The following is a 20,362-nucleotide window of genomic DNA, read 5'->3' as shown; positions in this document are numbered from 1 at the left end:
AAGGGGTTGGTCACCGCGCCGATATGCAGGCAGGCCAGATGCAGCGCCACGAACTCCCACCAATTCGGCAATTGGAAGGAGACGATATCGCCCCGTCCCACCCCCAGCTCCACCAGCCCCAGGGCGATGCGTTTGGACAGGTGCATGAGCTGTCGGTAGGAGACCGAATGGCTCCGCCCCGTCATGCTGTTGATATCGGTGACCGCGATCTTGTCCAGCCGCTCCGGCGGCGTCGCCTCGATGAAATCAAGCAAAATTCTGTCATGCCAGAACCCGCCGCGCCGGTGCCGCTCCTTAAGCGTTTCCGGTAATTGGGTTTGGATCATCGCTCCTCCGGGGGGGTTGGTTTTATATCATCAGCCAGCTTCGAGCCCGGGCAGGATGGCTCAATCCTTCGGCGGGATCAAGCAGGATTGACGACAGCCATCCGGGTTTTCATAGCCAGGGCCGGGCGCTCGACCAGATACCAGCTCATCGCCGCCACAGCCAGCGCCGCCAGCCAATTGAGCCCGGCCAGGACCGGGGCGGAGAGTCCCCGGTGCCATTGCAAGATCACCAAACCCAGCGGCCAGGCATAAATATAGAGTCCATAAGAAAAATCGGCGCGCTCCGCCCAGCGGAAGATACGCCCCGCCCGCTGGGCATGGGCAAGATAGAGAAGCATGTAACCGCCTCCCAGCCCAGTACCAATAGCGGCGAGCAGGGGCGAGCGCAAACACCAAAGAGCGGCGAGCGCGCCCAGGGCCGCCCAACCCGCGCGCGGCCGCCATCCAGGGCGGAGCAGGGCGTAACACGCGCCGCAGCAGAACATGGCGAGCAATTCTAAGACCAGTTCGGGCGGCAAGGGCGAGGCGGTGCGCAGCCCCGGCGCCATCAGCATGAGGGCGGCCCGCCCCAGCAGCAGCCCCGCCGCCAGCCCGGCCAGCCGGGCGGGATGGCGCAGCAGCCCGGCCTTGGCCAGCAGCGGCACGAGGAGGTAGCACGCCGCCTCGCAAGGCAGGGTCCAGAGCGGCAGGTTGAGCTTCTCCTGCCAGGGCGGCAGATGCAGCCCGGCGAACGCCCCCGGCGCCTTGGGCGCCTGCAGCAACGCCATGCGCGCCAGCATCCGCGCCGCCGCCGCCGGCCCGGCCGGCCAGCCGCCCCCGGCCCAGGGGGCCAAACCCAGAGCCAGCAGCAGGAACATCACGATGAAAGCGGGGTAAATCCTGAGCACCCGTTTTTCCAGATACACGCGCAACGAGGCCGACCGCAGATAGCTCCCGGTCACCAGATAGCCGCTGACGATGAAAAACCCGTCCACCGCCAGCGCCCCCAGGCTCACCCCTGGCCCGGCCCAGCCCAGCGGATCGTGGCTGAGATCCCCATAGACCAGCGCCGGCGCGTGGCTGAAAATCACCGCGCTGGCGAGGGCGAGGCGCAGCCAGCCGAAATGGGCGGAAGCATGCCTCATGCCAACCGCCGCCGCGCCTCGGCCAGACACACCTCCCGCCCGGCTAGGCAGCCCCCCATCAGCCACCAGCGCCGCAATTCGGCCAGCAGCGCGCCTAAAGCGGGGCCGGGCGGCACGCCCAGCCCGGCGAGGTCGCGGCCCCGCAGCGGAAAAACCGGGCGCGCCACAGCGCCAAGGCGCGCCCGCAGCGCGTCCCATTCCGGCCCCAACCCCTCCTCGTGCAACCAGCTGCGCCCGATCAGCACGGCCGCCTCCTCCTCCGCCAAGGCTCGGCGCAGCGCGGCGTCGTCATCGCTTGGGCGCAAGCCGAAAGGCCGGCGCAGTGCGGCGAGACGCTCCGCCTCAGTCCCACTCAGGCGCAGCCGCGCCGCCAGCCCCGGCTCGGCGGTCAACGCCGCCAGCCGCAGCAGCGGATCATCGGTGGGCGCGCCACGCGCCAACAGCGCCGCCAAACCCGCCACCTCAGCCCCCGGCAGCGCCACCGCCAGCACCCCGGTGTCCCGCATCAATTCCACCGCCAACAGCGGGTCGGGCGCGGCCAGAATGCGCTTGACCTCGGCCCAGACGCGCTCGGCCGAGAGGGCACGCAGCCCCTCCCGCCCTGCCTGGATGGCCGCCACCGCCTCCGCATCCGGCGCGGCTTTGGCGTAGCGGGCGAAAAACCGGAAAAACCGCAGAATGCGCAGATGATCCTCGGCGATGCGCTGCTCCGCCCTGCCGACAAAGCGCACGATGCCTGCCCGCAGATCCTCCCGGCCCGTGAAATAATCGTAAATCTCTCCAGCGCGGTCGCGCGACATAGCGTTTATGGTGAAATCCCGCCGCGCCGCGTCCTCCCGCCAATCGTCGATGAAGGCGACGCGCGCGTGCCGTCCGTCGGTCTCTACATCCCGGCGCAGGCTCGTCACCTCGAATCCCCGCCCTGCGGCCACCAGGGTCACGGTGCCGTGGGCAAGGCCGGTGGGCACCGCCTTCAGCCCTGCGGCGCGGGCGCGCTCCATCACCACCGCCGGGGGCAACGGCACGGCAAAATCCACATCCGCCACCTCCCGGCCCGCCAGCATGTCCCGCACCGCGCCGCCCACCATCCGTGCCTCGGGCAGGGCCGTCCATACCGCCTCCAGCCCAGGCAAGGGCGGCGGCGCGGTCACGCCGCGGCCCGGTCCAGCCGCGCCGCCAACCCGCGCAGCATCGCCGCCGTGGCGCCCCAGATCACATGATCCGGATGCGGCCATACCCACAGCTGGCGCGCGCCCGTTTTTGCCACCACCTCGCGGCGCAGCGGATAATCCGCGTTGAGCAAGGTCGAGAAGGGTAAGGTGAAAATATCCGCCACCTCATCGACGGCGGGGGTGAGCGCCACTCCGCGCGGCAGCAGCGCCACCACCGGCACGACATGAAACCCGGTGCCGGTGACGTAATCATCCAGACGCCCGAGAATTTCCGCCTGGCCCGGATCGAGCCCGATTTCCTCCTGGGCCTCGCGCAACGCCGCCGCCTCGGCCGAGGCATCCCGCGGCTCGATCTTGCCGCCGGGAAAGGCGACCTGGCCGGAATGATCAGCGAGCCGGGCGCTGCGCCGCGTTAGCCAGACGCCCCGCCCCGGCTCGATCGGCACCAGCACCGCAGCCCGGCGGAGCTTCTCCGCGGGCAACAAGCGCGGTTCAACCTTCTGGATGAAGGCCTGGCGCAACTCCTCTAGCCTCATGGCGCCAGCCCGGCGGATCTTGTGGCGTAACCGCTGGCGGGCGGATATTCAGACCGGCCCCGCCTCCACGTCGCGGCAATCATTCTCCTCGCCGAGTGGAAAGAATACACCGCCGCTCCATACGCCGAGCATCTTGCGGCCCTGGACCATGCCCGGCTCCGCCAGCGCCACCAGCTCATAATAGGTGGCGCGGTTGATCCGCGCCTCGATCGGATATCGGCCCTTGCCATCACGAATGTGAAGATAAGGCACAGGTTCGCAAGTCAGCAAATCATGCATGATCCGTAATTTATGTTCGGGTCCCGCCGTGACGCATTGATCGACATTGGTGCGGAAGGTGAGGCTTTGGTCGCGGCCGGTGCCGGTCCATTGCATCTCCACGGCCAGGAAGGGGGCGTCCTCCACCTCGATCCGCCCGCGCTCCGCCGGGGTCTCCAGCAGATAATGGCCGTCCTCGTCACGGGTGAGCACGCTCGCAAACAGGCAGACCATCGGCTTGCGGTTGATCGGCGTGCCCTTATAAAGCCAGGCGCCGTCCCGTTTGATGAGAAACGGAAGGTCGCCGCAATCCGTGACGCGGCGCGGCGGCCGGGCATCGCCCGCTTCCTCCCCCGCCGGTTTTCCCCTCAGCATCCGCTCCAACACGCCAAACTCCGAATCTTTTCCACGATATAGGCAGGGCAAAGCCCGGCGCAAAGGGAGGGCCGCTTGGGGAGGTCGGTCTCTTGCCATGCGCGCGGTGTTTGGCGTTTTCGCCGCGAATTCGCTAAAGATCGGCCATGGAATACGATGTCATCGTCATCGGCGGCGGCCATGCCGGCGCCGAGGCCGCGGCGGCGGCGGCGCGATACGGGGCGCGCACCTTGCTCATCACGCAAAGCGCGGCGCGGCTGGGAGAGATGTCCTGCAACCCGGCGATCGGGGGAATTGGCAAGGGCCATCTCGTCCGCGAGATCGACGCGCTCGGCGGGCTGATGGGCCAAGCCGCGGACGCGGCCTGCATCCATTTCAAACTGCTCAATCGCGGCAAGGGGCCGGCGGTGCGCGGCCCCCGCGCCCAGGCGGACCGCAAGCTCTACCGCCGCGCCATCCAGGCCCTGCTGGCGGCGCAGGCCAATCTTACCATCCGGGAGGAAGAAGTCACCGGGCTTCAGATTACGCAAGGGCGTCTCACCGGCCTGCGCCTCGCCTCCGGAGCCGTTTTCCGTTGTGGCGCCGCCGTGCTCACCTCCGGCACCTTCCTCAACGGCATGCTGCATTTCGGCTTGCGCAGCATGCCGGGCGGGCGGGCGGGGGACGCGCCCTCGCAAGCCTTGGCCGCCGATCTCCACCGTCTCGGCCTGCCCCTCGGGCGGCTCAAAACCGGCACCCCCGCCCGGCTCGCGCGCGCCAGCATCGATTGGGACGGCCTGCCAGAGGATCGCGGCGAGACCCCGCCCGAGCCGTTCTCCGATCTCACCGCCCAGATCACCAATCCGCAAATCTCCTGCCGGATCACCGCCACCACGGCAACGACGCATGAGATCATTCGTCAAAATATAAAGAAATCAGCTGTTTATGGGGGCGCCCTGGCCGGACGCGGCCCCCGCTACTGCCCCTCGATCGAGGATAAGGTGGTACGGTTCGCCGAGAAGCCGAGCCACCAGATCTTCCTTGAGCCGGAAGGGCTGGAGGACGAGACCGTTTATCCCAACGGCATTTCCACCTCGCTGCCGCCCGAGGTGCAGGAGGCAATGATCCGCACCATTCCCGGGCTGGAGCGGGCGCGCATCCTTCGGCCCGGCTATGCCGTGGAATACGATTATGTGGACCCGCGCGCCCTCGGCCATGGGCTAGAGGTCAAAACCTTGCCCGGGCTGTTTCTCGCTGGCCAGATCAACGGCACCACGGGCTATGAGGAAGCGGCGGCCCAGGGGCTCATCGCCGGGCTGAACGCCGCCCGGCGCGCCAGCGGGGCGGAGCTGGTGGCGCTGGCCCGGTCCGAGGCCTATATTGGCGTGCTGATCGATGATTTGGTAACGCAAGGGGTTTCCGAACCCTACCGGATGTTCACCTCCCGCGCCGAATACCGGCTGAAGCTGCGCGCCGACAATGCCAGCCTGCGCCTGACGCCCAAAGGCTTGGCCTGGGGCTGCGTCGATGCGGCGCGGGCGGCGAATTTCGCCGCGCTGCAAGCGGAGATCGCCGCGTTGGCGGCCGAGCCGGCGGGCCAGAGCAAGGCCGCGCGGATCCTGCGCGCCGATCTGCTTTACGCCGGCTATCTCGCCCGCCAGGAAGCCGAGATCCGCGCCCGCGCCAAGGATGAGGCGGTGAAAATTCCGCATGGTTTCGAGTACCGCCAGGTTGGCGGCCTCTCTTCGGAACTGAAGGAGAAACTCGAACGCGCCCAGCCCCGCAATCTTGCCGAAGCCGGGCGGATAGAGGCGATGACCCCGGCGGCGCTGGGCGCGATTTTCGGAGCGTTGCGTAAAGCCAGCCGCGCCGCATGAATGCGCCCCGGCTGGAGATTTTCGCCGGGCTGGTGCGCAAATGGTCGCCCCGTATCAACCTCGTTTCCAAAGCGGATCTGCCGCAGCTTTGGCCGCGCCATATCGAGGATTCCCTGCGGCTGCTGCCCTTGATTCCAGCCTCTACGGATCGCGCCATCGATCTCGGCTCCGGCGCGGGCTTTCCTGGCTTGGTTTTGTGCATCGCCACCGGCATTCCGTTCGATCTCATTGAGGCGGATGCGCGCAAGGCGGCCTTTCTCATGGAGGCGGCGCGTCAGACCGGCGCCCCGGCCCGGGTGCATCACTGCCGGATCGAGTCCGCGCCCATCTCCCCCGCGCCACTGATCACCGCGCGGGCCCTGGCGCCGCTGGAGATTTTGCTCGGCCTCGCCGCGCCCCTGCTGGCGCCGGGCGGGATTTGCCTATTTCCCAAAGGGCAAGGCGTCGATGCCGAATTGACGGCCGCAACCCGCCTCTGGCAGATGGATGCCGAGCGCCTGACCGCCTCGGATGGGAGCGGGAGCAGCATCCTGAAAGTGAGCCAGATTCGCCATGCCGGAGCCGCATAAGACACCGCGCGTCATCGCCATCGCCAACCAGAAAGGCGGCGTTGGCAAAACCACCACCGCCATCAACCTGGCCGCCGCCCTCGCTTTGGGCGGGCAGAAAATCCTGCTTATCGATATCGACCCACAGGGCAACGCCTCCACCGGGCTCGGCATCGACATCGCGGCGCGCCAGGGCGGCAGCTACGCCCTGCTCACCGGCGAAACCCGCCTGCCTGCAGCCGCCATCGCCACGAATGTCGAAAATCTCTCCATTGTCCCGGCGGTGGCGGATCTCATCGGGGCCGACCTCGAATTCAGCCAGACGCCACGCCGGGAATTTCTGCTTCGCGACGCCCTCGCCCAAGGGAGCGAGGCCGATATCATCTTCATCGATTGCCCGCCCGGCCTCGCCTTGCTCACCCTCAACGCCCTGGTGGCGGCGGATTCGGTACTGGTGCCGTTGCAGGCGGAATTCTTTGCCCTGGAAGGCATTTCTCAGCTCGTCCGCTCGGTGGAAATGGTGAAACGCAACCTGAATCCCCGCTTGCAAATCGAAGGCATTGTGCTGACCATGACCGACAAACGCAATAATCTCTCCGAGCAGGTGAGCGGCGACGTGAGGGCCTATTTCAAAGGCCAGGTGTACGAGACCGCGATTCCCCGCAATATTCGGGTCACCGAGGCCCCTTCCCACGGCACTCCCGTACTGCTTTATGATTTCCGCTCCAGCGGGGCGCAGGCCTATCTCGCCCTTGCTGCGGAATTCTTGCGCCGATCGCGCGGACGAAAGGAAATGGCATGAGCGGCAAACCTCCACATAGACCCTTGGGCCGGGGCTTGGCCGCGCTCTTGGGTGAGGCCACCTCTCCCATTAGCCCGCCCGTCCCGGGCGCGCAGCAATTGCCCGTGGATCTACTCGAACCAAGCCCGTTCCAGCCCCGGCAGGAGATGGACGACACCGCTCTGCAGGAATTAGCGGACTCCATCACGCGCCAGGGGGTTTTGCAGCCATTGCTGGTGCGGCCCAAGCCGGGCGCGCCGAGCCAATACCAGATCATCGCGGGGGAGCGGCGCTGGCGCGCGGCCCAGCGGGCCAGGGTGCACGAGGTGCCGGTGCTGGTCCGCCCTCTTTCGGATTCCGAGGCGATGGCTGCCGGGTTGGTGGAAAACCTGCAGCGGGAGAACCTCAACCCGATCGAGGAAGCGGAGGGATACCGGCGTCTGGCCGGGGAGTTCCAGCTCAGCCACGAGCAACTCGCCGAGGCGGTGGGTAAATCCCGCAGCCATATCAGCAATATGCTTCGGCTGACGCAGCTTCCCGCCGAGGTACAGGCCCTGCTGCGGCAAGGCCAGCTTACGGCTGGCCATGCCAAGGCTTTGCTCGCCCACCCCGACCCGGTCAAGGCGGCGGCCGAGGTGGTCCGGCGGGGGCTTTCGGTGCGCCAGACCGAGGCGCTGGTCCAGCAGGCGGGGCGCCCCACCCTGGCGTCAGAGGCGGCTTTGCGCCCGGCGGCACGGAGCGGCGATGCGGGGGAAATCGCGGCGCTGGCGGCACAGCTTACCGAAAAACTCGGGCTGAAAGTGGAGGTGCGCTATAACGGCCGGGGCGGCGCCCTCATCCTGCACTATACAGATCTCGACCAGCTGGATTCGCTTCTGGCCCTGCTCAACGGCTGATGTTCCACGTGGAACGTAGCCTCAAAGAAAGGGCAATGTTCCACGTGGAACATGGAGCCGCCCTAATTCCGGCTTGCGGTCCTGGCACGGCTAGCCAGGCCCAACAAAACCTGCCGGCAGAAATCCTGATCGGGAATATGGCTGGTTTTGCAGGCCTTTTCCGCTGCCAGCCCTGCCGCCAGCGCCTCATTGACCGCCGTCCACGGCCATAACCTTAACATTTTTTGCACCAGCGGCTGCCGCTTGAAAAATACGGGCGGGCGCAGCGCTGCCATAGCCTCCGCCGCAGACGCGCCTTCCGCCATCCTCGCCGATGCCAGCCGGAGTCGCATCAACTCGCCAAGCAAGGCACGGATCAGCCCGACAGGCGAGACGCCCTCTTCATAGGCCCGTGCCAGCGCTCTGTCGGCCCCTTCCACATCCCCCGTCAGCGCCGCATCTACCGCGTCGACGGCTGAGGTGCCGCCGCCATCGGCCAAAATGGCGCGCGCATCCTCCAATGAAAGCGTCTTTTCCGCTCCGGCGTAAAGAACGAGAAGCTCCACCGCTTGAGCCAACTGCCCCTCCTCGCCGGAGAGGTTTTGCGCCGTCCAGGCGGCTGCTTCCGGTGTGATCGCCACCGCCTCGGCGCGCAGCCGGGCGGAAATCATCTGCGGCAACCGGGCGGGCTCGACGGGATAGCAGCCCAGGCAGGCCATACCCGCCCCTGTTTCCGCCAGCCGCCGCAAACGGGATTTGCCTGGGAGTTCCCCCGCTTCCAAAATCACCAGCGCCTCGGGCGGAGTTTTCAGCAGCGTTTCCACCGCTTTTGCCAGCGGCTCGCGCGCATCGCGCACCCGCACCACCCGCCGCCCGCCGGTCAGCGCGCCGGCCAGGGCCTCAGCCAGCAAGTCTTCCGGCTCTGGGTTGGCGAGTTCCGCATAGCGAAATGGGTCGGAGGCCGCACCCTCCACCGCCCGGACCAATTCCAACCCGCGCGCTGCCACCAGCCCGGCATCTGGCCCGTGCAGCAATACCAGCGGGGCGGAAGGCGACCGCAAAAAGGCCGCAATCCGGCCCGTGTCGATCTTCATGTGGCGGGGTGAACGCGGAACCAGGCGGCAAGCTGGGTGGTGATCTGCGCCGCGATCTGATCCGCCAATTGCTGATCCACCGTATCGGTTTCCAGATTCACCGCGAAATATTGCTGGTCCAGGATGTTAAGCGCATCCATCGCCGTGGCATTGCCTGAGACCAGCGTCTTTTCCGGATGGCCGATGGGCGAGAGCCGCCACGCGGCGCTGGCGTCGAACCGGATACGGCTGGTCGAGCTATCCGGCTGCACCCCTTCGCCAATCTGGGCAATATTATAGTTCACCGCCAGAGTATAAAGTTCCGTTGCGGGCTGGCCGTTGGTATAGAATTGCTGTTGCAAGGTTTGACGAAGAATCTGGCCGTTGCGCTCGGGCAGGTTTTGCACCGCGACCGTCTCCAGCCCGGCGCTGGCGTCAGCGCCTTGCTGGCCACCATAAAGCGGGGCGAAACCGCACCCCGCCAGGGCGAGCCATGGCAGAAAAATCAGGAATTTAAGGTTTGACGACAAAATTCACGATCCTGTCCGGCACGTAGATCTGCTTGACGATGCTCTGCCCGCCTATTGCGCCCGCCACGGCCTCTTTGGCAAGCGGAATGGCGTGGTTCGCATCCGCCCCGGGCGGCAAGCGGATGGTCCCGCGCAGCTTGCCATTAACCTGCACCGCCACCGTCACCTCATCCACCGCCAACAGCGCCGGGTCGGCCACCGGCCAGTCTTGGTTGGCAAGCAGCCCCGCCTGCGGCCGCAGCCGGGTGAAGAGATGCTCAGCCAAATGCGGAACCAACGGCGCGGCGAGCCGCACGAGACTTTCCATCGCCTCGAACCGCGCCGCCGCCAATTCCGGCGCCTCGCCAGCCGCGGCGATGGCATTCAGCAATTCATAAAGCCGGGCGACGGCGAGATTGAAGGCGAAACCCTCCAGCGCCTGGGTCACCGCCTCGATGGCCCGGTGCGTCATCTGCCGCAGCTTGCGCGCGGCGGGCGCATCGCTCGCCTCGCCCGGCCCGGTCCGCGCGACCTCCTCGCCTATGCGGGCTAGGCGCTGCAGAAACCGGTAAGCCCCTTGGACCCCGGTCTCGGTCCATTCCACGTCGCGCTCGGGCGGGTTGTCGGAGAGCACGAACCAGCGCGCAGTATCGGCGCCGAACCGCGCTACGATCGCGCCGGGGTCCACCGTGTTGCGCTTGGATTTGGACATTTTTTCCACCCGCCCCACCGTGACCGGCGCGCCGGTTTTCTTATGCATGGCCCCCTCAGCGGTGCGGATCACCTCATCCGGGTAGAGCCAGCGTCCCTGCGCGTCGCGGTAGGATTCATGGGTGACCATACCCTGGGTAAACAGCCCGGCAAAGGGCTCATCGATCGCCACATGGCCGGTCTTGCGCATGGCGCGGGTAAAGAAGCGGGAATAGAGCAGATGCAGAATGGCATGCTCGATGCCGCCGACATATTGATCCACCGGCAACCAGAAATCCGCCGCCGCCCGGTCGGTGGGCGTGGGCGCGCGCGGCGCGGTGAACCGGGCGAAATACCAGGATGAATCGACGAAAGTGTCGAACGTATCCGTCTCGCGCAAGGCGGGCCGGCCGCAGGCCGGACAATTCACATGCCGCCAGCTGGGATGGTGATCGAGCGGGTTGCCCGGCCTGTCGAAGCTGACATCCCGCGGCAAAACCACGGGCAGCTGGTCCTCGGGCACTGGCTGCGGGCCGCAGGCCTCACAATGGATCACCGGAATCGGGCAGCCCCAATAGCGCTGGCGGGAGATGCCCCAATCGCGCAGCCGCCAGTTCTGCACCGCCCTGCCCGCGCCCCGCCGCTCAAGCTCGGCGATGATGCGCGTGTTGGCCTCTTTGGTCGTCAGCCCGGAAAGAAAGCCGGAATTGACGATATAGCCCTCCCCGTCCAGCGCCTGGTCCTTCACCTCCGGCGCGCTGTCTTTCGCGGGCGAGACGACGACAGGCACGGGCAGATGATATTTCCGGGCGAAATCGAGATCGCGCTGGTCGGCGCAGGGGCAACCGAAGATCGCGCCGGTACCGTATTCCATCAGCACGAAATTGGCGATCCACACCGGATGGCTCTGGCCCGTGATGGGGTTGACCACCCGCAGTCCGGTATCGAAGCCGCGCTTCTCCGCCGCCTCGATCACCGCTTCCGAGGTGCCCTGGCTGGCACATTCAGCAATGAAGGCGGCCGCTTGCGGGTTGGTTTTCGCCACCGCCTGGGCCAGCGGATGCTCCGCCGCGACGGCGAGAAACGACATGCCGAACAGCGTATCCGGCCGCGTGGTATAAACGGCCACGCTGGCCATCCCCTCCACGGGCTCGGCCAGGGGAAACACCACCTCCGCCCCTTGGGAATGGCCGATCCAGTTTTCCTGCATCAGCTTCACCCGCTCGGGCCAGCGGTCGAGCCGTTTCAGCCCGTCCAGCAAATCCTGCGCGTAATCGGTGATCTTAAAAAACCATTGGGAGAGCTTCTTCTTCTCCACCAGCGCGCCGGAGCGCCAGCCCCGCCCATCGATCACCTGCTCATTGGCGAGCACGGTCATATCCACCGGATCCCAGTTAACATTGGCGGCCCGGCGCTCGACCAGCCCCTCCCTCCAGAAATCGAGAAAGAGCTTTTGCTGCTGGCCGTAATACTCGACATCGCAGGTGGCGAACTCCCGCGACCAATCGAGCGAGAAGCCCATACGCTGCAATTCCGCCCGCATATTGGCGATATTCTGGTAGGTCCATTCCGCCGGATCGGCGTTGTTTTCGCGGGCAGCGTTCTCGGCGGGCAGGCCGAAGGCGTCCCAGCCCATCGGGTGCAGCACGGCAAAGCCCCGCGCCCGCTTATAGCGGGCGACGACATCGCCCAGCGTATAATTACGGACATGGCCCATATGGATCTTGCCCGAGGGGTAGGGGAACATTTCTAAAACGTAATATTTTGGGCGGCCATCCCGGGGATGGTCTTCCACCCGGAAGCAGGCTTGTTGCTGCCATTGGGCCTGCCAATACGGCTCGGCGGCGGCGAAATCGTAGCGTGTGGGTTCGGTCTCGGACATGGTGGCGCCTGTTTATCCTCCCGCCCCCGGCGGCGCAAACCGGGAGCGAAATCAAGGCGTGTGCCAACCTTATGGGCAATTTTACATCGTCGAATTGAACGCCCCGCCATCCAGCAGAATATTCTGTCCGACGATATAACCGGCATGGACGGAGCAGAGATAGGCGCACATCGCCCCCAATTCCTCCGGCCGGCCGAGGCGCCCGGCCGGGCTGCGGGCGGCGCGCTCCCGGACCAGCTCCTCCACATCCTTGCCCTTGGCCTTGGCCTCCGCCAGGGCGGCGGCCCGCACCCGGGCGGTGTCGAACGGGCCGGGCAACAGATTATTGATGATGACGTTATGCCGCGCCACCTCCCGCGCCACCCCCGCGACAAAACCGGTCAGCCCGGTACGGGCGGTATTGGAAAGCACCAGGCCCGCCATGGGCGTCTTCACCGCGGCGGAGGTGATGTTAACGATCCGCCCGAACTTGCGGGCGATCATGCCATCCACCGTCGCCTTGATCAGCGCGATGGGCGTGAGAAGATTGGCATTGAGCGCGGCCTGCCAATCGGCGTCGGTGAACTCGCGGAAATCACCCGGCGGCGGACCGCCCGCGTTATTCACCAATATATCGGGGTTGGGGCAGGCCGCCAGGGCGGCGGCGCGCCCCTCCGGCGTGGTGATATCTCCCGCCGCGGTGCGGATGCGCCCGCCGGTGATCTGCCGCAACTCCGCCGCCGCGGCCTCCAGCCGCTCCCGGTTGCGGCCGGTGATGGTGACCTCCACCCCCTCTTGGGCGAGGGCCTGGGCGCAGGCGCGGCCCAGCCCGGCGCTGGCGGCGCAGACGAGGGCGGTGCGGGATTGAAGGCCTAGATCCATCATTCTCTCCTGAATTGCACATGGCTTTTTCCCTTCCGATCCTCTACCATGTACATGGCAATGTACAGAGGAGAATGGTGATGAGCGCCTCGGCGCGGCTGGTGGTGCAGATGACCCCGCGGGAAAAGGAGGCGCTGGCGCGCAAGGCCCGGCGGGCCGGCCTCAGCGCCGCCGAGTTCGTGCGCCGCCGCCTGCGCGACGATACGCTGGGCGAGGCGGCCCAGCGCGAGGAGATCGAGGCCCTGCTCGCCGCCATCGAGACCGCCGCCCCCGCCATTCTCAAATCCCTCGCCAGCACCATTGCGATGACCGAGGCGATGACCGCCCAGCTCACGCAGAAGGACGGGCAAGCGGCGGCATGACCTTATCCGACCGCATCATCGCCGGGCTGAGAACCATGCTCCTCATCCAGGAGCAGGTGACGCGGCTGGAGGCGAGCCAGCTTCACTTCCAGGACGCCCTGCGCGGCAAGACCGAGGATCACGAGCGCCGTCTTACCCGGCTGGAGACGATCATCGAGATCGCCAAGCCGGAAGGGGCGATTCTCCGCATCGCCCCCGCCCGCCCCGCGGACGACCCCGGCTAGTCGTCGAGAAAACTACGCAGCTTGCGGCTGCGGGAGGGGTGCTTCAGCTTGCGCAGCGCCTTCGCCTCGATCTGGCGTATACGCTCGCGCGTCACGTTGAATTGCTGCCCCACCTCCTCCAGCGTATGGTCGGTATTCATGCCGATGCCAAAGCGCATGCGCAGCACCCGCTCCTCGCGCGGCGTCAGTGAGGAAAGCACCCGCGTCGCCGCCTCGCGCAGATTGGCCTGCACCGCCGCGTCCAGCGGGATGATCGCCGCCTTGTCCTCGATGAAATCGCCGAGATGGCTGTCTTCCTCATCGCCGATCGGCGTCTCCAGGCTGATCGGCTCCTTGGCGATCTTCAGTACCTTGCGCACCTTCTCCAGCGGCATGCCGAGCTTCTCCGCCAATTCCTCCGGCGTCGGCTCGCGGCCGATCTCGTGGAGCATCTGGCGGGATGTGCGCACCAGCTTGTTGATGGTCTCGATCATATGCACCGGAATGCGGATGGTACGGGCCTGGTCGGCGATGGAACGGGTGATCGCCTGGCGGATCCACCAGGTCGCATAGGTGCTGAATTTATAGCCGCGGCGGTATTCGAACTTATCCACCGCCTTCATCAGCCCGATATTGCCCTCCTGGATCAGATCGAGGAATTGCAGGCCGCGATTGGTGTATTTCTTGGCGATGGAGATGACGAGCCGCAGATTGGCCTCGATCATCTCCTTCTTGGCGCGGGTGGAATCGCGCTCGCCGCGCGAGACGGTGGTATAGACCCGGCGGAACTCCTCGATCGGCAACCCGGCCTCGGCGGCCACCTTGCCGATCTGCACCCGCAACTCGCCCACCTGGGCGGCGTGTTTCTTGGCGAACTCCTTCCAGCCCTTGCCCGGCAAAGCGGCGACGTCCTGCAGCCAGTTCGGGTCCATCTCCCGGCCCCGGTAATGCTGAAGAAAATCCTCGCGGCTCACCTTGGCGCTCTCGGCCAGGCGCAGCAATTGCCCCTCCAGCCCGTTCAGCCGCTGGTTCAGCACTTTCAGCTGGGCCACCAGCTCCTCGATACGGTTATTATGCAGCCGCACCTGCTCCACCTTGGCCACCAGCTCATCGCGCAGCTTTTCATACGCCTTCTCGGAGCGGGAATTGACGCCGCCGCCGGCGGTGAGATTGTCGATGCGCTTGGTCTGGAGCTTGGCCAGCTTGTCATACAGCTTCTCGATCTCCTCGAAATTCTGGAAGATCTCCGGCTTGAGCTTTTCCTCCAGCGCGGAGAGCGACATGCCGCCTCCCTCGCCATCCTCATCCTCTTCCATCTCCTCGCTGGCCTCGAAGCTGGTATCCCCCGGCTCCGAGCCGCTCTGCATCGCCTCCAGATCGATCACATCGCGCAGCAGCACGCGGCCATTCTTCAGCGCCTCATGCCAGGCGATGATGGCGCGGAAGGTCAGCGGGCTCTCGCACAGCCCGCGGATCATCATCTCCCGCCCGGCCTCGATCCGCTTGGCGATGGCGATCTCCCCCTCGCGGGAGAGCAGTTCCACCGTGCCCATCTCGCGCAGATACATGCGCACCGGGTCATCGGTACGGCTGACCGAGGCTTCCGAGATATTGCCCGCCTGCTCCTCGTCCTCGGCCAGCTCATCCTTGGGCGCGGCGGCGGCCTCGGCCTCCTCGTTCTCCTCGGATTCCACGACCTGCATGCCCATCTCATTGAGCATCGCCATGATATCCTCGATCTGCTCGGAGGAATTCTGCTCGGCGGGCAGAACGGCGTTCAGTTCATCGAAGGTGATGTAGCCCCGTTCCTTGCCCTTGGCGATCAGGCGCTTAACGGCGGCGGACTGGGTGTCCAGCACATTGGCGTCGGCCTCGGCCTCGGGGGCGGCGGGTTCCGTGGTGGCGGTTGGCTTGGTGGCCATGATCTGCAAAACTCCGGAGAAAGCGGCTCTATATTTGACAAGTTAATAAATAGGCAATGACCGGGGCGGATTTGAGTCACGCACCCGCATCATTGGCGATGGCGCGGGTCAACAGCAGGCGGTATCGCAACAGCCGGTCGCAGGCGGCGCGGTCATCGGGGTTCGCGAGCCAGGCGGCCTCAGCCTCCGCGCATTCCGCCCGCAACATGCCGACGCCAAATTCCATCAATTCGTAAAAGCTCCACCAGCTGCGCGCCGCCTCCGCCGGGCTTGCGCCTTGGAGGAGCCGCAACTCCCTCTGCGCCAGCGCGCGGATGGCCGCGGCCCGCCCATCCAGCCCAAGGCCGCCGAGATGGGCAAGCAAGGCGCCGGAGTCAAGCCCGTGCGGGGCGGCAATAAATTCATGCATCGCCGCGCGCAGCGGCTCATCCTCGGGAGGCAGCCGCACATGGGAGAACGCCTCCTCCAGCTCCGGGATCAGGGCTGGAAATTCCAGCAAAATCGCCAGCATCAGCCGCGCCCGGCGAAGATCGGCGGCTCCGGGCTCCGGCGGCGGCGGCGGGCCCGTCCGTCTCGGCGCCGCCACGCCCGGGCCCGCCATGCGCCGCCGTGCCCATTCCGGATGAAACTCCGCCTCGAAGCGGGTTTTCAGCGCCGTCCAATATTCCGTCGCCAGGCTTTTATGGGGAATGGCGCGGGCCAGGGCGCTCAGCCGGTCCTTGAACCGGGCGATCCCCTCCGGCGTCCGCCCCGCCATTTCCGCGCGGGCCAGGGCGTAAAGCGCGGCGGCCAGCGGCTCGGCGGCGGCGAGCGCGGCGGCGAACCCCGCCGGGCCGCCCCGGCGGATCAGGCTGTCGGGATCGTCCTGGGGCGGCAGGCGCAAAACCTTCAAGGATCGCTCGGGAGTCAGATGGGCGAGCGCCAGTTCCGCCGCGCGCAACGCCGCGCGCTGGCCCGCCGCGTCGCCGTCGAAGCAGATCACCGGCTCCGGCGAGATCTGCCACAGCGTTTCCAGATGCTCTTCCGTCAACGCGGTGCCGAGCGGCGCCACCGCCCCGCCGAACCCGGCCTGGGCGAGGGCGATGACATCCATATACCCTTCCGCGACGATCAGCGCCGCGCCCTGGCGCACCGCCCCGCGCGCCAGGCTCAGCCCGTAAAGCGCCCGCCGCTTGGCGAACAGCGCGGTCTCCGGCCCGTTCACGTATTTCGGCTGCCCCTCGCCGATGATGCGCCCGCCAAAGGAGATCAGCCCGCCCCGCCGGTCGCGGATGGGAAACATGACGCGCGAGAAGAACATGTCCACCGGGCCGCGCTCGCTTGCCTTCATCAGCCCGGCCTCGGCCAGCTGCGCCGCGGAGACGCCCCGCCCCGCCAGTGCTGCGGCCAGCGCTCCCCTGCCCTCGCCTGACCAGCCGAGCTGAAAGCGGCGGATTGTTTCATCCTGCAAGCCGCGCCCGCGCAGATAGGCGAGCGCCGCCCGCCCCTCCTGGCCCCAGAGCCAAAGCTGATACTCCCGGCACGCCGCCTCCAGCACCTCGGCCAGGCTGGCGCGCCGGGCCTCGGCGGCGGCGGCCTGGGGGGTGGGCTTGGGCACTTCCAGCCCGGCCTGGGCGGCGAGATCTTGCACCGCCTCCATGAAGGAGAGTCCCCCCGTCTTCATCGTGAAGGTGATGACATCGCCATGCGCGCCGCAGCCGAAGCAATGGTAATGATCGTCATACACGTAAAAGGAGGGCGTCTTCTCGCCATGAAAGGGGCAGCAGCCCTTGCGCTCCCGGCCTGAGCGGCTGAGCTTCACCGTGCGGCCGATCACGGCGGCGACCGGCAGCCGCGCCCGCAATTCCTCGAGAAAATTGGCGGGAAGCGCCATCTACCCGGCCAAACCCGCCTTCACCGCGGCGGAGGCGGCGGCCATGTCCAAAGCCGCGCCGTGCTTGGCCTTCAGCGCCGCCATCACCTTGCCCATATCCTTCGGGCCGGCCGCCCCGCTCGCGGCGATCGCCTCGGCCACGGCCGCCTCTAGCGCCGCGCCCTCCAGCGTCCGCGGCAGGAATTCCGAGATCACGGCAATCTCCCGCTCCTCCTTCGCCGCCAGCTCCTCGCGCCCGCCCTGGCGGTAGAGCGCCGCCGATTCCCGGCGGGATTTGATCATCGAGCGCAGCAGCGCCTGCACCTCCTCATCGGAGATCTGGGTCACGCCCTTGGGACGGGCGGCGATATCCGCATCCTTCAGCTTGGCCTGGATCATCCGCAGGGCGGAGGTGCGCTCCGCATCCCGGGCCAGCATGGCCTCCTTCACGGCGGCGGTCAGTTTCTCTCTTAGGCTCACACTCAAACTCCGTTTCCTGGGCCGGAAAAAATTTCCGCGCCAGCCTATATCCTCGTTGAGCCGGGAACAAAATTCCGCTAAGCGGCCTCATGCCCCGTCCCCTTGATGATATACTCCGCCGCCTCGGCGGTAACGAGGCCGCCGCCCGGCTGGCCGGCGTCTCGGCCGAGGCCGTGCGCAAATGGCGCAGCGCCGGGGTCATCCCGCCCCGCCATTGGCCCGCCATTATGGCCGCAACCGGCCTCGCCTGGGAAGATTTTTCAGCCGCGCCGGAAACGGGCGAGGCCCCGCCCGGCGCCACCGCCGCCCTGGTGCTGGCGGATGGCTCGGTCTTCTGGGGCCGGGGGTTCGGCGCGCATGGCATCAGCGCCCCCGCCGAGCTTTGCTTTTCCACCGGCATGACCGGCTATCAGGAAACCCTGACCGACCCCTCATTCGCCGGGCAGATCATCACCTTCACCTTCCCCCATATCGGCAATACCGGCGCCAATATCGAGGATATGGAGGCGCCGCGCATCTTCGCGCGCGGCCTCGTCACCAAGGAAGACCCGACCCTCCCATCTAATTACCGCGCCGCCGAATCCTTCGGCGCCTGGCTGCGCAAGATGGAGATTCCCGGCATCGCCGGGCTGGACACCCGCGCGCTCACCCTGCGCATCCGCGACCTCGGCCCTCCCGCCGCCATCCTCGCCCACCCCGCCGATCAGAAATTCGACCTTCCCGCCCTGGCGCGAAAAGCCGCCGCCTGGCCGGGGCTGGAGGGGCTGGACCTCGCGCGGGAGGTTTCCTGTACCCAGCCCTATGAATGGACGGACGGGGTCTGGGATTGGGAGCGCGGCTTCGCCGAGACGGCGGGCGGGCGGCTGGTCGTCGCCGTGGATTACGGCGCCAAGCGCAACATTCTCCGCTGCCTGGCCTCGGCGGGCTGCCGGGTCGTCGTCGTTCCCGCCACCAGCAGCGCCGAGGAGATACTCCGCCACCGGCCAGAGGGAGTGTTTCTCTCCAACGGCCCGGGCGACCCGGCGGCCACCGCCGAATACGCCGTTCCCGCCATCCAGGGGGTGCTGGCGGCGGAGGTGCCTGTCTTTGGCATCTGCCTCGGCCATCAATTACTAGCGACGGCCCTGGGCGGGCGCACCTACAAGCTGGAGCGCGGCCATCGCGGCGCCAACCAGCCGGTGAAGGAGCTTGCCACTGGCAAGGTGGAAATCACCTCGCAGAATCACGGTTTCGCGGTGGATGCGGCGAGCCTGCCCGCCGGGGTGGAGGTGACCCATGTCTCGCTCTTCGACGGGTCAAACGAGGGCATCGCCGCCTGGAGCCGGCGCGCCTTCTCGGTGCAATACCACCCCGAGGCGTCACCCGGCCCAAGCGACGCGGCCCATCTTTTCCGCCGCTTCGTGGAGAGGCTGGGCTGAGTAATATGATTTTTATCTTTTTATAGTAAAAAATGGCTATAACTTGATAAATCATCTATAAATTCGCTATGGACCCTGTTCGCAACCCCTTTGCCCCTGGCGCGGGCACGCCACCGCCAGAACTCAGCGGCCGCTGGGAATTGATCGAGCAGGCGCGTGTCGCGCTTGATCGGCTGAAACTTGGCCGTCCGGTGAAAAGCCTGATCGCCGTCGGCTTGCGCGGGGTGGGCAAAACCGTGCTCCTGAACGAATTCCGTCTGATGGCCGAGGCGCGAGGCTATTATTGCCTGAGCCTGGAAGCGCATGAGGATAAGCGTCTGCCCGCCTTGCTTATTCCCGCCCTGCGCCGCCTGCTGCTCGATCTCGACCGCCTCGGCGCGCTCTCGGAACAGGCCAAGCGCGCCTTGCGCATCTTCAAAAGCTTCATGAGCGGGCTGCGGTTAAAATATGGCGAGGCCGAGCTGACCTTGGACGTGGACCCGGAAACAGGAGTCGCGGATAGCGGGGATCTCGAGGCGGATCTGCCGGATCTCTTCACCGCCATCGGCAGGGCGGCGGCAGACCGGCAACGCCATGTCGTCATCCTCATCGATGAGCTTCAATACCTCAAAGAAGCGGAAATGAGCGCGCTCATCATGTCGGTGCACCGCATGGCGCAGCTCGGCCTGCCGATCCTCATGTTCGGCGCCGGCCTGCCGCAGGTGGTGGGCCTGATGGGCCGCTCGAAATCCTACGCCGAGCGCCTGTTCGATTTCCCGCGTGTTGGCGCCCTTAAGGATACCGACAGCATCGACGCCATCCGCAAGCCGATCCAAGCCGAAGGAGAGGAGATCGAGCCGGATGCGCTGAACGAGATTCTCGGCTGGACCCAGGGTTATCCGTTCTTTCTGCAGGAATGGGGATATCAGGCCTGGAACACCACCGCCCGCTCGCCGATCACCCAGGCGGATGTCGCCAAGGCGACGGAGAAGGCCCTGACCCGGCTCGACCAAGGCTTCTTCAAGGTCCGCTTCGAGCGCCTGACCCCGCGCGAGCGGGACTATGTGCGGGCTATGGCCGCGCTGCCCGGAACCGGGTCCTACCGCTCGGGAGAAATCGCCCAGGCGCTCGGCGTCACGCCTCAATCCATCGCCCCTATCCGCAACAACCTCATCGCCAAGGGCATGATTTACGCCCCCGCCCATGGCGACACCGCCTTCACCGTGCCGTTGTTTGAACAATATCTCCGCCGCGTCCGGCCGGATTGATTTTCCCAAAGA

20 protein-coding genes are annotated in these 20,362 nt (G+C 66.5%); 8 read left to right on the top strand and 12 right to left on the bottom strand.

Translation table 11 applies throughout. From position 1 onward, the window contains the following. The 5 genes from M7H45_RS03395 to M7H45_RS03375 form a co-directional block, all read right to left on the bottom strand. Nucleotides 1–326, bottom strand: a 326-nt coding sequence (locus M7H45_RS03395) for an AMP-binding protein (protein ID WP_298214714.1), incomplete at its 3' end; no start/stop codon positions are given. A gap of 77 nt (nt 327–403) precedes the next feature. Continuing rightward, on the bottom strand, nt 404–1,450 hold the full coding sequence (locus tag M7H45_RS03390; RefSeq protein ID WP_298214712.1) for an acyltransferase: 1,047 nt from the start codon (nt 1,448–1,450) through the stop codon (nt 404–406). Continuing rightward, a complete protein-coding gene (locus M7H45_RS03385; RefSeq protein ID WP_298214725.1) occupies nt 1,447–2,538 on the bottom strand; it encodes a CCA tRNA nucleotidyltransferase in 1,092 nt (363 codons plus the stop codon). The genes M7H45_RS03390 and M7H45_RS03385 overlap by 4 nt, the downstream gene beginning before the upstream one ends. 59 nt (nt 2,539–2,597) lie before the next feature. After that, nucleotides 2,598–3,158 (bottom strand): CoA pyrophosphatase, encoded by a 561-nt coding sequence (locus tag M7H45_RS03380; RefSeq protein ID WP_298214711.1) that lies wholly within the window; start codon nt 3,156–3,158, stop codon nt 2,598–2,600. Nucleotides 3,159–3,206: 48 nt separating this feature from the next. Continuing rightward, nucleotides 3,207–3,791, bottom strand: coding sequence for a DUF1285 domain-containing protein (locus M7H45_RS03375; RefSeq protein WP_298214710.1), 585 nt, complete (start codon nt 3,789–3,791; stop codon nt 3,207–3,209). 146 nt (nt 3,792–3,937) lie between these two features. Here M7H45_RS03375 and mnmG point away from each other — a divergent pair, with 146 nt between their 5' ends. The 4 genes from mnmG to M7H45_RS03355 are packed head-to-tail and all read left to right on the top strand — an operon-like array spanning nt 3,938 to nt 7,872. Next, entirely contained in the window at nt 3,938–5,647 is a 1,710-nt protein-coding gene (gene mnmG, locus M7H45_RS03370) for a tRNA uridine-5-carboxymethylaminomethyl(34) synthesis enzyme MnmG (protein WP_298214708.1), read from the top strand. Then, nucleotides 5,644–6,216, top strand: coding sequence for a 16S rRNA (guanine(527)-N(7))-methyltransferase RsmG (gene rsmG / locus M7H45_RS03365; RefSeq protein ID WP_298214706.1), 573 nt, complete (start codon nt 5,644–5,646; stop codon nt 6,214–6,216). The genes mnmG and rsmG overlap by 4 nt, the downstream gene beginning before the upstream one ends. Continuing rightward, nucleotides 6,200–6,997: a ParA family protein gene (locus tag M7H45_RS03360; RefSeq protein ID WP_298214704.1), complete on the top strand. Its 798-nt coding sequence runs from the start codon at nt 6,200–6,202 to the stop codon at nt 6,995–6,997. Before rsmG ends, M7H45_RS03360 begins: the two co-directional genes overlap by 17 nt. Beyond that, a complete protein-coding gene (locus tag M7H45_RS03355; protein ID WP_298214703.1) occupies nt 6,994–7,872 on the top strand; it encodes a ParB/RepB/Spo0J family partition protein in 879 nt (292 codons plus the stop codon). Before M7H45_RS03360 ends, M7H45_RS03355 begins: the two co-directional genes overlap by 4 nt. A gap of 62 nt (nt 7,873–7,934) precedes the next feature. On the opposite strand, the gene holA is transcribed toward M7H45_RS03355, so the two are convergent. From holA to M7H45_RS03335, 4 genes are all read right to left on the bottom strand, one after another. After that, nucleotides 7,935–8,912, bottom strand: coding sequence for a DNA polymerase III subunit delta (gene holA / locus M7H45_RS03350; protein WP_298214701.1), 978 nt, complete (start codon nt 8,910–8,912; stop codon nt 7,935–7,937). A 29-nt stretch (nt 8,913–8,941) separates the two neighbouring features. Continuing rightward, nucleotides 8,942–9,454, bottom strand: coding sequence for an LPS assembly lipoprotein LptE (locus M7H45_RS03345; RefSeq protein WP_298214699.1), 513 nt, complete (start codon nt 9,452–9,454; stop codon nt 8,942–8,944). Further along, on the bottom strand, nt 9,438–12,005 hold the full coding sequence (leuS, locus tag M7H45_RS03340; RefSeq protein ID WP_298214697.1) for a leucine--tRNA ligase: 2,568 nt from the start codon (nt 12,003–12,005) through the stop codon (nt 9,438–9,440). Before leuS ends, M7H45_RS03345 begins: the two co-directional genes overlap by 17 nt. An 81-nt stretch (nt 12,006–12,086) precedes the next feature. Beyond that, complete coding sequence (locus M7H45_RS03335; RefSeq protein WP_298214723.1) at nt 12,087–12,866, bottom strand: SDR family oxidoreductase; 780 nt, start codon at nt 12,864–12,866, stop codon at nt 12,087–12,089. A gap of 80 nt (nt 12,867–12,946) precedes the next feature. Here M7H45_RS03335 and M7H45_RS03330 point away from each other — a divergent pair, with 80 nt between their 5' ends. Together M7H45_RS03330 and M7H45_RS03325 are read left to right on the top strand one after the other, a co-directional pair. Continuing rightward, on the top strand, nt 12,947–13,228 hold the full coding sequence (locus M7H45_RS03330; protein WP_298214685.1) for a plasmid mobilization protein: 282 nt from the start codon (nt 12,947–12,949) through the stop codon (nt 13,226–13,228). Next, on the top strand, nt 13,225–13,452 hold the full coding sequence (locus tag M7H45_RS03325; RefSeq protein ID WP_298214683.1) for a hypothetical protein: 228 nt from the start codon (nt 13,225–13,227) through the stop codon (nt 13,450–13,452). Before M7H45_RS03330 ends, M7H45_RS03325 begins: the two co-directional genes overlap by 4 nt. On the opposite strand, the gene rpoD is transcribed toward M7H45_RS03325, so the two are convergent. The 3 genes from rpoD to M7H45_RS03310 form a co-directional block, all read right to left on the bottom strand. Continuing rightward, complete coding sequence (gene rpoD / locus M7H45_RS03320; RefSeq protein WP_298214681.1) at nt 13,449–15,353, bottom strand: RNA polymerase sigma factor RpoD; 1,905 nt, start codon at nt 15,351–15,353, stop codon at nt 13,449–13,451. The two genes, M7H45_RS03325 and rpoD, sit on opposite strands and share 4 nt — an antisense overlap. Before the next feature lie 76 nt (nt 15,354–15,429). After that, the gene (dnaG, locus tag M7H45_RS03315) at nt 15,430–17,226 is read right to left on the bottom strand and encodes a DNA primase (RefSeq protein WP_298214679.1); all 1,797 of its coding nucleotides are present in this window, start codon (nt 17,224–17,226) and stop codon (nt 15,430–15,432) included. Further along, entirely contained in the window at nt 17,227–17,685 is a 459-nt protein-coding gene (locus tag M7H45_RS03310) for a GatB/YqeY domain-containing protein (RefSeq protein ID WP_298214677.1), read from the bottom strand. Nucleotides 17,686–17,774: 89 nt separating this feature from the next. On the opposite strand from M7H45_RS03310, the gene carA reads away from it, so the two are divergent. Both carA and M7H45_RS03300 read left to right on the top strand, forming a co-directional pair. Beyond that, nucleotides 17,775–19,103 (top strand): glutamine-hydrolyzing carbamoyl-phosphate synthase small subunit, encoded by a 1,329-nt coding sequence (carA, locus tag M7H45_RS03305; RefSeq protein WP_298214675.1) that lies wholly within the window; start codon nt 17,775–17,777, stop codon nt 19,101–19,103. 68 nt (nt 19,104–19,171) lie between these two features. Further along, nucleotides 19,172–20,350, top strand: coding sequence for an AAA family ATPase (locus tag M7H45_RS03300; protein ID WP_298214673.1), 1,179 nt, complete (start codon nt 19,172–19,174; stop codon nt 20,348–20,350). Nucleotides 20,351–20,362: the final 12 nt, after the last annotated feature.

The organism is Acidocella sp. (assembly GCF_027352905.1).
Taxonomy (GTDB): Bacteria; Pseudomonadota; Alphaproteobacteria; order Acetobacterales; family Acetobacteraceae; genus Acidocella.
This window is presented reverse-complemented; position numbering and strand designations above follow the sequence as displayed.

Coding starts and splice junctions, on each gene's coding strand:
- rpoD (WP_298214681.1), bottom strand. CDS start 15,353: ATGGCCACCAAGCCAACCGCCACCACGGAACCCGCCGCCCCCGAGGCC.
- M7H45_RS03360 (WP_298214704.1), top strand. CDS start 6,200: ATGCCGGAGCCGCATAAGACACCGCGCGTCATCGCCATCGCCAACCAG.
- M7H45_RS03390 (WP_298214712.1), bottom strand. CDS start 1,450: ATGAGGCATGCTTCCGCCCATTTCGGCTGGCTGCGCCTCGCCCTCGCC.
- M7H45_RS03385 (WP_298214725.1), bottom strand. CDS start 2,538: ATGGTGGGCGGCGCGGTGCGGGACATGCTGGCGGGCCGGGAGGTGGCG.
- M7H45_RS03380 (WP_298214711.1), bottom strand. CDS start 3,158: ATGAGGCTAGAGGAGTTGCGCCAGGCCTTCATCCAGAAGGTTGAACCG.
- rsmG (WP_298214706.1), top strand. CDS start 5,644: ATGAATGCGCCCCGGCTGGAGATTTTCGCCGGGCTGGTGCGCAAATGG.
- M7H45_RS03325 (WP_298214683.1), top strand. CDS start 13,225: ATGACCTTATCCGACCGCATCATCGCCGGGCTGAGAACCATGCTCCTC.
- dnaG (WP_298214679.1), bottom strand. CDS start 17,226: ATGGCGCTTCCCGCCAATTTTCTCGAGGAATTGCGGGCGCGGCTGCCG.
- M7H45_RS03355 (WP_298214703.1), top strand. CDS start 6,994: ATGAGCGGCAAACCTCCACATAGACCCTTGGGCCGGGGCTTGGCCGCG.
- M7H45_RS03300 (WP_298214673.1), top strand. CDS start 19,172: ATGGACCCTGTTCGCAACCCCTTTGCCCCTGGCGCGGGCACGCCACCG.
- mnmG (WP_298214708.1), top strand. CDS start 3,938: ATGGAATACGATGTCATCGTCATCGGCGGCGGCCATGCCGGCGCCGAG.
- M7H45_RS03375 (WP_298214710.1), bottom strand. CDS start 3,791: ATGCTGAGGGGAAAACCGGCGGGGGAGGAAGCGGGCGATGCCCGGCCG.
- M7H45_RS03330 (WP_298214685.1), top strand. CDS start 12,947: ATGAGCGCCTCGGCGCGGCTGGTGGTGCAGATGACCCCGCGGGAAAAG.
- carA (WP_298214675.1), top strand. CDS start 17,775: ATGCCCCGTCCCCTTGATGATATACTCCGCCGCCTCGGCGGTAACGAG.
- leuS (WP_298214697.1), bottom strand. CDS start 12,005: ATGTCCGAGACCGAACCCACACGCTACGATTTCGCCGCCGCCGAGCCG.
- M7H45_RS03335 (WP_298214723.1), bottom strand. CDS start 12,866: ATGGATCTAGGCCTTCAATCCCGCACCGCCCTCGTCTGCGCCGCCAGC.